This is a genomic window from Bacillus sp. BML-BC051, from assembly GCF_019656175.1.
GTDB lineage: Bacteria > Bacillota > Bacilli > Bacillales > Bacillaceae_G > Bacillus_A > Bacillus_A mobilis.
This window is the reverse complement of the sequence record NZ_BPLI01000162.1, coordinates 1-289: the sequence shown is the minus strand read 5'-3', so window position 1 is coordinate 289 and position 289 is coordinate 1. Positions and strand designations below refer to the sequence as shown.

At 37.0% G+C, this 289-nt stretch carries 1 protein-coding gene; it reads right to left on the bottom strand.

The window, feature by feature from the left end; translation table 11 throughout:
- A partial coding sequence (locus K5S59_RS29765) for an S-layer homology domain-containing protein (protein WP_220784130.1) occupies positions 1-289 on the bottom strand: 289 nt, incomplete at both ends.

The following is a 289-nucleotide window of genomic DNA, read 5'->3' as shown; positions in this document are numbered from 1 at the left end:
AATCTGCTTTTTTAATAAATTGAGCTGCCTCTGCTTTAGTTAGAATTTTTTCTGGCTCCCATCTGTCACCAGTCCCAACAGAAATCCCTAATTCAACTAGGATGTTAGCTTTTGCTTTACCCCAACTTTTTTCTAAATCACTGAATTTAGTTGCTGGAGTACCATTTACTTTAGAATCTAATTTGTAAGCTTCTACAATAAGAGAGGCCATTGAAACTCGATCAATTTTCCCAGTTGGATCAAATACACCTGGTCCTTTCCCTTTAACAACACCAGCTTTTTCTACAGC